Annotated in this window: 9 protein-coding genes and 1 pseudogene; 9 read left to right on the plus strand and 1 reads right to left on the minus strand. The window is 31.2% G+C overall.

Features of this window, described 5'->3' with window-relative positions:
• Window positions 1-75 precede the first annotated feature (75 nt).
• The 9 genes from AC5LXV_RS08650 (at window position 76) to AC5LXV_RS08690 (ending at window position 10,319) form a co-directional block, all read left to right on the plus strand.
• Window positions 76-1,329, plus strand: coding sequence for a tetratricopeptide repeat protein (locus AC5LXV_RS08650; protein ID WP_493466155.1), 1,254 nt, complete (start codon window positions 76-78; stop codon window positions 1,327-1,329).
• A 306-nt stretch (window positions 1,330-1,635) separates the two neighbouring features.
• The gene (locus tag AC5LXV_RS08655; protein WP_493466156.1) at window positions 1,636-2,460 is read left to right on the plus strand and encodes a tetratricopeptide repeat protein; all 825 of its coding nucleotides are present in this window, start codon (window positions 1,636-1,638) and stop codon (window positions 2,458-2,460) included.
• A gap of 324 nt (window positions 2,461-2,784) precedes the next feature.
• Window positions 2,785-3,372, plus strand: coding sequence for a tetratricopeptide repeat protein (locus AC5LXV_RS08660; protein WP_493467983.1), 588 nt, complete (start codon window positions 2,785-2,787; stop codon window positions 3,370-3,372).
• Between the two features lie 304 nt (window positions 3,373-3,676).
• Window positions 3,677-4,717 (plus strand): SEL1-like repeat protein, encoded by a 1,041-nt coding sequence (locus AC5LXV_RS08665; RefSeq protein WP_493466157.1) that lies wholly within the window; start codon window positions 3,677-3,679, stop codon window positions 4,715-4,717.
• 305 nt (window positions 4,718-5,022) lie between these two features.
• Entirely contained in the window at window positions 5,023-6,495 is a 1,473-nt protein-coding gene (locus tag AC5LXV_RS08670) for a tetratricopeptide repeat protein (protein WP_493466158.1), read from the plus strand.
• A gap of 273 nt (window positions 6,496-6,768) precedes the next feature.
• Window positions 6,769-7,035, plus strand: a complete 267-nt coding sequence (locus AC5LXV_RS08675) for a tetratricopeptide repeat protein (RefSeq protein WP_493466159.1) — start codon at window positions 6,769-6,771, stop codon at window positions 7,033-7,035.
• 886 nt (window positions 7,036-7,921) lie between these two features.
• Window positions 7,922-8,416, plus strand: a complete 495-nt coding sequence (locus AC5LXV_RS08680; protein ID WP_034882658.1) for a hypothetical protein — start codon at window positions 7,922-7,924, stop codon at window positions 8,414-8,416.
• A gap of 98 nt (window positions 8,417-8,514) precedes the next feature.
• Complete coding sequence (locus AC5LXV_RS08685) at window positions 8,515-8,964, plus strand: hypothetical protein (RefSeq protein ID WP_493466160.1); 450 nt, start codon at window positions 8,515-8,517, stop codon at window positions 8,962-8,964.
• A gap of 977 nt (window positions 8,965-9,941) precedes the next feature.
• Window positions 9,942-10,319: a hypothetical protein gene (locus AC5LXV_RS08690; RefSeq protein WP_493466161.1), complete on the plus strand. Its 378-nt coding sequence runs from the start codon at window positions 9,942-9,944 to the stop codon at window positions 10,317-10,319.
• A gap of 87 nt (window positions 10,320-10,406) precedes the next feature.
• Here AC5LXV_RS08690 and AC5LXV_RS08695 read toward each other — a convergent pair.
• Window positions 10,407-11,398: pseudogene (locus AC5LXV_RS08695) on the minus strand (integrase core domain-containing protein).
• Window positions 11,399-11,469: the final 71 nt, after the last annotated feature.

Genomic DNA, 11,469 nt, shown 5'->3' on the forward strand with positions numbered 1-11,469 from the left:
TAATATCCCTAAAAAACAGTTAAAAAGCATAAATAAGTTTTTGTTGTTAATATAAATATAATATAAGGAAGAATTATGAAAAAAGGATTATTAATATTATCACTCTTATTTTCTTTTGCTGGGTATGCAAATCAATGCAGTAAATATTGGCATAAGGAAAATTATAAAAAAGCCTTTACTCCCTGTAAAAAAGTGGCTGAACAAGGTAATGCTGAAGCCCAATATTATTTAGCGTATATGTATGATGAAGGTTACGGTACAAAGCAGGATAAACAAAAAGCGTTTTATTGGTATACAAAAGCCGCAGAACAAGGATTTGCTGAAGCACAACATAATTTAGCGTATATGTATGATGAAGGAGATGGAATAGAACAAGATAAGCAAAAAGCGTTTTATTGGTATACAAAAGCCGCAGAGCAAGGATTGGCTAAGGCACAACATAATTTAGCGGTTATGTATTATAAAGGAAGAGGTACAGAGCAGGATAAACAAAAAGCGTTTTATTGGTATACAAAATCGGCAGAACAAGGATTTGCTGAGGCCCAAAACAATTTAGGAATTATGTATGGTGAAGGAGAAGGCATAGAACAAGATAAGCAAAAGGCGTTATATTGGTTTACAAAAGCGGCGGAACAGGGTGATGCTGAAGCCCAATATAATTTAGCGATTATGTATTATAAAGGAGCAGGTATAGAGCAGGATAAACAAAAGGCGTTTTATTGGTTTACAAAATCGGCAGAACAAGGTGATGCTGAAGCCCAATATTATTTAGGAAATATGTATTATAATGGAGAAGGCATAGAGCTAGATAAGCAAAAGGCGTTTTATTGGTATACAAAAGCCACAGAACAAGGATTAGCTGAGGCCCAAAACAATTTAGGAACTATGTATAGTGAAGGAGAAGGTATAGAACAAGATAAGCAAAAGGCGTTATATTGGTTTACAAAAGCGGCGGAACAAGGTGGTGCTGAAGCCCAATATAATTTAGCGGTTATGTATTATTTAGGAGAAGGCACAGAGCTAGATAACCAAAAGGCGTTATATTGGTTTACAAAAGCGGCAGAGCAAGATATTGCTATCGCCCAATACAATTTAGCGTTTATGTATTATGAAGGTGAAGGTACACTGAAGGATAAAATTAAAGCTGCATATTGGTATACAAAAGCGGCGGAACAAGGTAATGCTGAAGCACAATATCGTTTAGCGGTTATGCATGATAAAGGTGATGGTATTGAGCAAAATAGATCCTTAGCGAAAAAGTATTACCAACAAGCCTGCGATGGAGATTCTCAAGAGGCTTGTAGTAAATTAAAGCAACTAACAGAATAATTAAATTATTTAAAAAAAACACCTTAAATCACCATTTTTCACAGCAAGCACTCAACGAGTGCTTGTTCTGTTCTCTCCCCAGGATCTAAAAAGCGTTGATGTATTTTTAATTTGGATCAAAATAGCCATTCTATTAATGATTTTTTGTGAAAAACTCGTTATAGTTTACTTGGATTTTTTATAAAAATCCTAATAATAATTTTGTATAAATTTTATAAATACATTGATAGTTAATATCCCTAAAAATCAGTTAAAAAGTATAAGTAACTTTTTGTTGTTAATAAAAATATAATATAAGGAAGAATTATGAAAAAAGGATTATTAGTCATATTATCACTCTTATTTTCTTTTGCTGGGTATGCAAATCAATGCAGTAAATATTGGTATGAGAACAATTATGAAAAAGCCTTTACCTACTGTAAAGAAGATGCAGAGCAAGGTGATGCTCAAGGCCAATATCATTTAGCGTTTATGTATGATGAAGGTTTTGGTACAAAGCAGGATAAACAAAAGGCGTTTTATTTTTATACTAAATCAGCAAAACAAGATAATCCTTATGCCCAGTATAGTTTAGCGATTATGTATGATGAAGGAGATGGAATAGAACAAGATAAGCAAAAAGCAATATATTGGTATACAAAAGCGGCAGAGCAAGATTTGAGTGTCGCCCAATATGAATTAGCGGTTAAGTATGATAAAGGTGATGGCTTAGAACAAGATAAACAAAAAGCTGTATATTGGTATACAAAATTAGCGGAACAAGGTAATGTTGGGGTACAATATAGTTTAGCGGTTATGTATGATAAAGGTGATGGTATAGAGCAAGATAAACAAAAGGCGTTTTATTGGTATACAAAATCGGCAGAACAAGGTGGGCTTAGGGCGCAAAACAATTTAGCCGTTATGTATGATAATGGTGATGGCATAGAACAAGATAAGCAAAAGGCGTTATATTGGTTTACAAAAGCGGCGGAACAAGGTGATGCTGAAGCCCAATATAATTTAGCGGTTATGTATGATAAAGGTAATGGTATTGAGCAAAATAAATCTTTAGCGAAAAAGTATTACCAACTAGCTTGTGAATGGTATCATAAAAATGCTTGTAGTAAATTAAAGCAACTAACAGAATAATTAAATTATTCCAAAAAACACCTTAAATCACCATTTTTCATAACAAGCACTCAACGAGTGCTTGTTCTGTTCTCTCACCAAGATCAAAAATGCGTTGATGCGTTTTCAATTTGGATCCAAATAGCCATTCTATTAATGATTTTTTCTGAAAAACTCGTTATAGTTTTCTTAGATTTTTTATAAAATCCTAATAATAATTCTGCATAAATTATTATAAATACATTGATAGTTAATATCCCTAAAAAACAGTTAAAAAGTATAAGTAAGTTTTTGTTGTTAATATAAATATAATATAAGGAAAATCATGAAAAAGGATTTTTAGTCATCTTATCACTCTTATTTTCTTTTGCAGGGTATGCAAATCAATGCAGTGAATATTGGCATAAGGGAAACTATGAAAAAGCCTTTACCTCCTGTAAAGAAGAAGCAGAGCAAGGTAATGCTGAAGCCCAATATTTTTTAGCATATATGTATGATGAAGGCGAAGGCATAGACCAAGATAAACAAAAAGCGTTTTATTGGTATAAAAAATCGGCGGAACAAGGTAATGCCAATGCACAAAAAAATTTAGGGAACATGTATTATTTCGGTAATGGCACTGAGCAAGATGAGCAAAAAGCGTTATATTGGTATACAAAAATAGCAGAACAAGGTGATGCTGAGGCCCAATATAATTTAGCGGTCACTTATGATAGAGGTGAAGGCATAGAGCAAGATAAGCAAAAGGCGTTATATTGGTATACAAAAGCAGCAGAACAAGGTGATGTTAACGCCCAATATAATTTAGCCGTTATGTATGATAAAGGTAATGGTATTGAGCAAAATAGATCCTTAGCGAAAAAGTATTACCAACAAGCTTGTGAATGGCATCATAAAAATGCTTGTAGTAAATTAAAGCAACTAACAGAATAATTAAATTATTTCAAAAAATACCTTAAATCAGCGTTTTTCACCAAAAGCACTCAATGAGTACTTTTTCTTTTTTCCCCAAAGAACAAAATGCGTTGATGCGTTTTTAATTTGGATCAAAAAATCCATTCTATTAATGATTTTTTCTGAAAAACTCGTTATAGTTTCCTTGGATTTTTTTATAAAAATTCTATTAATAAATTTGTATAAATTTTCTAAATACATTGGTAGTTAATATCCCTAAACTAACATTTAAAAATGTATAAGTAAGTTTTCGTTGTTATATAAATATAGTATAAGGAAAATCATGAAAAAAGGATTATTAGTCATATTATCACTCTTATTTTCTTTTGCCGTGTATGCAAATCAATGCAGTGAATATTGGTATAAGGAAAATTATGAAAAAGCCTTTACCTCCTGTAAAGAAGAAGCAGAGCAAGGTAATGCTGAAGCCCAATATTTTTTAGCAAGTATGTATGATAAAGGTGATGGTGTTGAGCAAGATAAACAAAAGGCGTTTTATTGGTATACAAAAGCATCAGAACAAGGTAATACTAAAGCCCAATATAATTTAGCGGTTACGTTTGATGAAGGAGATGGCATAGAGAAAGATAAACAAAAAGCTGTATATTGGTATACAAAAGCGGCGGAGCAGGGTGATTCTGATGCCCAATATAATTTAGCTCTTATGTATGATCAAGGTGATGGTATAGAGCAAGATTACCAAAAGGCGTTTTATTGGTATACAAAGGCAGCAAAACAAGGTGATGCTAGCGCCCAAAATAATTTAGGCTTTATGTATGATAATGGTGAAGGCATAAAGCAAGATAAGCAAAAGGCGATTTATTGGTATACAAAAGCGGCGGAGCAGGGTGATGCTGATGGCCAAAATAATTTAGCTGTTATGTATGATGAAGGTGATGGTATAAAGCAAGATAAGCAAAAGGCGCTTTATTGGTATAAAAAATCGGCGAAGCAAGGTAACTCCATTGCACAAAACAATTTAGGAGATCTGTATTATAACGGTGATGGTATAGAACAAGATAACCAAAAGGCAGTATATTGGTATACAAAAGCAGCAAAACAAGGATTATCTGAAGCCCAATATAATTTAGCGATTATGTATGATGAAGGAGATGGCATAGAGCAAGATAAGCAAAAGGCGGTATATTGGTATACAAAAGCGGCGGAACAAGGTGATGCTGAAGCCCAATACAATTTAGCGCTTTTGTATGATAAAGGTGATGGTGTTGAGCAAAATAGAACCTTAGCACAAAACTATTATCAACAAGCCTGCGATGGAGATTCTCAAGAGGCTTGTAGTAAATTAAAGCAACTAACAGAATAATTAAATTATTTAAAAAAACGCTTTAAATCACTATTTTTCACAAAAAAGCACTCAATGAGTGCTTTTTATGTTTTCCCCTCAAGATCCAAAATGCGTTGATGCATTTTTAATTTGGCTCAAAATAGCCATTCTATTAATGATTTTTTATGAAAAACTCGTTATAGTTTTCTTGGATTTTTTATAAAAATCCTGATAATAATTTTGTATAAATTTTCTAAATACATTGGTAGTTAATATCGCTAAAAAACAGTTAAAAAGTATAAGTAAGTTTTCGTTGTTAATATAAATATAATAAAAGGAAAATTATGAAAAAAGGATTACTAATCATATTATCACTCTTACTTTCTTCTATTGTTTATGCAAATCAATGTAAAATATATTGGCTTATGGGGAGTAGTGAAGAAGCTTTTACTTCCTGTAAAGAAGAAGCTGAGCAAGGTAATGCTGAAGCCCAATTTTTTTTAGCATATATGTATGATGAAGGTGATGACATCGAACTAAATAAGCAAAAGGCGGTATATTGGTATACAAAAGCAGCAGAACAAGGCAATGCTGACGCCCAATATAATTTAGCGGTCATTTATGATAAAGGTGATGGCTTGGAACAAGATAAACAAAAGGCATTATATTGGTATACAAAAGTAGCGGAACAAGGTAACTCCATCGCTCAAAACAACTTAGCGAATAAGTATTATTACGGTGAAGGCACCGAGCAAGATAAACAAAAAGCATTTTATTGGTATACAAAAGCAGCAGAACAAGGTAATACTCACGGCCAATATAATTTAGCGCTTATGTATAGTGACGGTGAAGGCATAGAGCAAGATAAACAAAAGGCAATATATTGGTATACAAAAGCAGCAGAACAAGGTGAATTTAGCGCACAAAACAATTTAGCGGTTATATATAGTAAAGGCGATGGTATAGAACAAGATAAACAAAAAGCAGTATATTGGTATACAAAAGCAGCAGAACAAGGCAATGCTGAAGTCCAATTTAATTTAGCGTATATGTATGATGAAGGTGATGACACAGAACAAGATAAACAAAAGGCGTTTTATTGGTATACGAAATCGGCAGAGCAAGGTTACGCCAAAGCACAAAAAAATTTAGCGTTTATGTATAGTCATGGTGATGGTACCGAGCAAGTTAAGCAAAAGGCGGTATATTGGTATACAAAAGCAGCAGAACAAGATGATGCTGAATCCCAATATAACTTAGCGCTTATTTACGATGAAGGAAACGGCATAGAGCAGGATAAACAAAAGGCGTTTTATTGGTATACAAAAGCCGCGGAGCAAGGCCAATTTGCGGCGCAAAACAATTTAGGGAATATGTATTATAAGGGTGATGGCATAGAGCAAGATAAACAAAAAGCGGTATATTGGGTTACAAAAGCGGCGGAGCAAGGTTCCCCCATTGCACAAAAAAATTTAGGGAATATGTATTATTTCGGTGATGGTACAGCGCAAAATAAGCAAAAGGCGCTTTATTGGTATACAAAATCGGCAGAGCAAGGTAATGCTGACGCTGAATATAATTTAGCGATTATCTATTATGAAGGTGAAGGCACAGCGCAGGATAAAGTTAAAGCTGCCTATTGGTATACAAAAGTAGCAGAACAAGGTGATGCTGAAGCACAATATCGTTTAGCGCGTATGTATGATAAAGGTGATGGTATTGAGCAAGATAAATCTTTAGCGAAAAAGTATTACCAACTAGCTTGTGAAGGGCATCTTGGAAAGGCTTGTAATAAATTAGAGCAATTAACAGAATAATTAAATTATTTCAAAAAACACTTTAAATCACCATTTTTCACAAAAAAGCACTCAATGAGTGCTTTTTATGTTCTCTCCCCAGGATCAAAATGGCCATTCTATTAATGATTTTTTGTGAAAAACTCGTTATAGTTTTCTTAGATTTTTTATAAAAAATCCTATTAATAATTTTGTATAAATTTTATAAATACATTGATAGTTAATTCCTAAAATAACACTTAAAAAGCGTAAGTAAGTTTTCGTTATTAATATAAATATAATAAAAGGAAAATCATGAAAAAAGGATTATTAGTCATATTATCACTCTTATTTTCTTTTGCCGGGTATGCAAATCAATGCAGTGAATATTGGTACAAGGAAAATTACAAAAAAGCCTTTACTCCCTGTAAGAAAGATGCTGAGCAAGGTAATGCTGATGCCCAATTTTTTTTAGCCTATATGTATGATGATGGTGAGGGCACAGAGCAAGATAAGCAAAAGGCGTTTTATTGGTATACAAAAGCGGCCGAACAAGGTAACGCATTACACAAAAAAATTTAACAAATAAGTATGAGATCATTATCATTGAAAGCAAAATATACCGTAAACGGTATAACGTTCTAAAGAAGTTAATTCCGTTGCGATTGCCATGTTTTACAAAAAAATTTTACTGTCGGTGTAAAAGTGAATGTTATTGTCGCTGATTTGATTTATATAAAAGTGGGGCAAAAATGGAATTATCAGTGTGTATTACTAAAACTCTCGACATGAAAAATAGTCGGATTCAGTGTCGGGCAACATAAAATAGCCGAACTTGTTAAGCCAGCTAAGCCCAATTAAAGCACCATTATCCTCAATCGTACTATGTCATTTTGACCGAGGAAAAGAGTTTGATAATTAATTGATAGTTGATTTGAGTTATTGGCTATCACTCGCTCATTGAGCCACAAAGCATGTCCTTACGATAATGTTGTTACTAAAGTGACATTTAAGACAATCAAAACTTAATTTGTCAAAAATAAGGTATTCACCGATACCAATGAACTAAACCAATGAACTAAAACAAGGAATCCAGACAAGGTTTTTCTGCTTATGCATATTGGTACTACAACAATCCGCTGCATTCCTCACTAGTTTTTTGATGCGACGGCATTTAACAAAACCTTATCCTTCAACTTTGTTGTATTAAGAAGTGTCGACATTGCAGTATGAGTTAAAATTGCCGATAAAGTATTTTCGATTCTGTGTGCTTAATATATCGTTATTGTTTAGAATATGAATTGGAATTTATAACCAATTATTATGCAAGAAAAGATTTCCTTTAAAAAATTGAAATTGATGATAGTAAAAGATTTGATCTAAATAAAATTTTAAAGGGTTATAGTTCTTATCCTGATAACAAAATTTGTAGTTATAAATCGAAAAAACAACGAGTAATATAAAAATAATGAGCAATAAAGAAAATTGTCAAAGCTTTAATTTAGCCTGTTTAGATTCCAAAAATCAAAGCATAAAAGCCACAATGAGTTTATGGACACAAAAAACTAATGATCCCGAAATATATGATCTGATTTTGAATAAAAAATACAAATTTACAGGTAGTTATACAATTTATTTTATAAAATATATGGATGAACTCGGTAATATTTTTGTGAATAGTTCAGATAGGCTGAGTAACGCTTTTTATGGTTTGTGTACTAAAGTTGAAAAAAATAACATAAAAATGCTTATAAAAGGCTGTTCATATGGATATTTTATGATACCTAGAGCTAATTATTCACTTTATACTGTCAAATTAGATTTAGGTAAAAGATTATCAAAAAATCCTATAAAAATTAATATTTTTGCGCCTGAAGAGAGTTCAGATAAAATTATATCTGTTATGGAATTACATCAATACTATCATAAATGGTTAGAGAGTATTAAAGGAATCCCCTATTAGGGCTTATATTGCAGACAAAATGGCATAATTTTCTCGTTGATTTATGTACTAACAATCGGATATTTACATAGTGAAGATGGGTATTTAAAACGTATACAATGCAGATAAAAAGAATACAGAATAAAAAATATACCAAATATGAAACATTATTTGATGGGACATTAGCGTTATTGTATAAACAGACTTTTATCTATGATATAGATAATGAGCAAATTGAAATTATTTTTTCCGATTTTGCCAATAATTACCTTTCAACATTTTCATTATTTAGCCAATCTGTTTTGATAAAAAGAGATTTGATCAATATAGAAGATAAAAAATTGTTTTATAATCAAATAGTAGACCAATTAAAATTGAAATCTAAAACGCCTAAATATAACAATCCTGATGAATTCAAATGTTATTATGTCAAAAATATGGATTTCTCGCCGTGTTTTACTTTTAAAAGTATAAAAAACAGGTGGTTATTATTTTGTTTTGCGGTTTCAGAACTGAATTCTGGTAGATACGTAATTTTATTTTTGGGAATAATTGAAATAATAAAATAAAAACTAACTTGATTAAATTGACTAAACTATTTAGGTGTTCAGCTTAGTGATAAGTTCAAGATTATCGTCAGGAATAAAAACGTGTAAATATTTGTAGTAATAAGATTTATAGTAATAACATTTATGGTTATCTTTGGCAAAACAATGTGTTTTTGCATATAAAGCAATACTTTGATATTTAAATCTAAACTAGGATAGACTGTATAGTTAGGAAAATAGAGTTTCAATTTAATGACATGCAATTAAAATTACAATGGTAGCGTTTAATAGGCACTAACTAGGTGGAATTGCAACAATATTGAGAATTCAATAATTGATGATATTAATAATAATCATAAAAAGATTTCAACTTTTGATGTAAAGGTTATAAAAGTATATGTCTATGATGATAATCAATACTGATAAATAGAAAAGTAACATTATATAAACGCTAAATAAAAAATTTATAATGAGAAAGAAGAACTAAAATTTAAGGATTTAGATAATTTAGTCAGAGTATATCTAATGAATGTCTTAGCAATAACACGTATTTAAAAAATATAAAAAGTGTCATTAAAGAATATCCAGATAGCAATGACGCAATGCAAAATTAAAGTTTTTCTTTAAGTATCGAGCTTAATCCCATTTCATTCTCAGGAATAAGTGAGTAGAATTGTTAGATTATATAATAAAAATAATATTTATTTTATTATCAAAAATTCAAAACGATAGATTTTAATTAGGATGCTTTCGCAAAAAGAATAGATCTAATTGGTACATTTTTAATATCGAGTTCTGCTAACACTACGCATTGAATAACTATAATAAAATTAGTAAAAAACTATAATAACCGTTGCTAAAGTAGCTCGGTTAACAAAGAATAAGACAGGAATATTATTAAAAGTTGCTGTAGTTCGAAAACTTTTATCATATCAATTGTCTAATTATTAGTGCAAAGATATAGGTAATCTAATAGCATCAAGATAATTTCAAAATTTATGGATAATTTAATAGAAAGTATTAATGAAATTTTGCTGAGATTTACAGAATTTCAAAGAAAATATTTGAATGAACAGCCATTAGCCACTGATGGATATGGATTAGATGTATTAAAGAATCTGTCTCAAAAAGAAATTGATAAAATAAATTATGATGAAAAGCATATATTTGATGATTTTGTTAACAATTATACTCTTCAAATTAATAATTTAAAAAATGATGATACGATAAAAAATTACATATCAGGTCTAGCTAGAATCTATTTTGAAAATGGAAAGGAATTTGATATGGCGCTTTTGCAAAAGATGGTATTAGTAGCAGAAATAATCATTAAAAAACGAGGAACAGTTAATATCTACAAGATTAAGAATCATTAATTATTTTCTCCAAACCAATATTTCAAATGTTAACTTTTTATTCAATATGTAAATACCCCATTGTTAGCACACAAACCAATTAGAAAATCATGCTATTTGTTTCATGTTTCTATATTCAATTGGTGTCATATTATTTAATGCTTCATGCGGTCTTTCTGTGTTATATATTTCTAACCACTCTTCGGTTATTTTTCTTGCTTGTTCCAGATTTTTAAATATATACAAATCTAATACCTCCGTTCGATATGTGCGGTTAAATCGTTCTATATAGCCGTTTTGATAAGGACTACCTGGTTTAATGTAATCTATGCTTATTCCATGTGATTTTGCCCAGCTTGTGAATCTATTGGCAGTAAATTCTACTCCATTATCAACGCCTAATGCCTCACGATTAAAGTCATCAATAACATTAAAGGTTCTAAATCTACGATGATTTTCAGAACGATCACTCATAAAATCCATTGACCAACATTCTCCCAAACGACTTGGTACTGATAATGGCTCTGGATACCGTTAGGGTAATCATTTATTGCGTTTAGAACGAATATTGAGTTTTAATTGACAATAAACCCGATAAACCCGTTTATGATTCCACGTATATCCCAGTTTCCTGATTCGATGAAAACATTTAGGAAATCCCCAACGTAAATGCTTGTCTGTTATTGACTTAAGTAACGAAATAATCATAGTGTCATCTGCCGATTTAGGTTGATAGTAGTAAGCACAGCGACTTAAATTCACAATGGCGCAACTCATTTTAATTGTTATACCGTATTGTGACTATAGTGTTTGTGCCCAACTCTTACGAACTGCCGTCGGCACTATAGCTTTTTTATTATTTCTTGCTGAAGCTGAGAGGTTAAGCTTAATTTGGCATACATTTGTTTTAGTTTACGATTTTCAGCTTCCAGCTGTTTTAACCGCTTAATGTCTGATGATTGCATACCGCCATATTTATCCCGCCATTTATAAAAAGTAGAAACGGCCATACCATATTTACGGCAAAGCTCTTTAATAGGGATACCAACTTCAGCTTCTTTTAAAATAGAGACAATTTGGTGTTCCGATAATTTTTTCATATTGAAATTTTCCTTAAAATTCTACTTAAAAATATTATAGAGAATTTTCTACTTTTTTATGTACTATTTTA

This window comes from Gilliamella sp. LMG 34359 (assembly GCF_984569085.1).

What these genes read in the sequence shown, in the direction of transcription:
- AC5LXV_RS08665 (WP_493466157.1), top strand. Translation starts at nt 3,677, where the DNA reads ATGAAAAAAGGATTATTAGTCATATTATCACTCTTATTTTCTTTTGCC.
- AC5LXV_RS08655 (WP_493466156.1), top strand. Translation starts at nt 1,636, where the DNA reads ATGAAAAAAGGATTATTAGTCATATTATCACTCTTATTTTCTTTTGCT.
- AC5LXV_RS08675 (WP_493466159.1), top strand. Translation starts at nt 6,769, where the DNA reads ATGAAAAAAGGATTATTAGTCATATTATCACTCTTATTTTCTTTTGCC.
- AC5LXV_RS08685 (WP_493466160.1), top strand. Translation starts at nt 8,515, where the DNA reads ATGCAGATAAAAAGAATACAGAATAAAAAATATACCAAATATGAAACA.
- AC5LXV_RS08670 (WP_493466158.1), top strand. Translation starts at nt 5,023, where the DNA reads ATGAAAAAAGGATTACTAATCATATTATCACTCTTACTTTCTTCTATT.
- AC5LXV_RS08650 (WP_493466155.1), top strand. Translation starts at nt 76, where the DNA reads ATGAAAAAAGGATTATTAATATTATCACTCTTATTTTCTTTTGCTGGG.
- AC5LXV_RS08690 (WP_493466161.1), top strand. Translation starts at nt 9,942, where the DNA reads ATGGATAATTTAATAGAAAGTATTAATGAAATTTTGCTGAGATTTACA.
- AC5LXV_RS08680 (WP_034882658.1), top strand. Translation starts at nt 7,922, where the DNA reads ATGAGCAATAAAGAAAATTGTCAAAGCTTTAATTTAGCCTGTTTAGAT.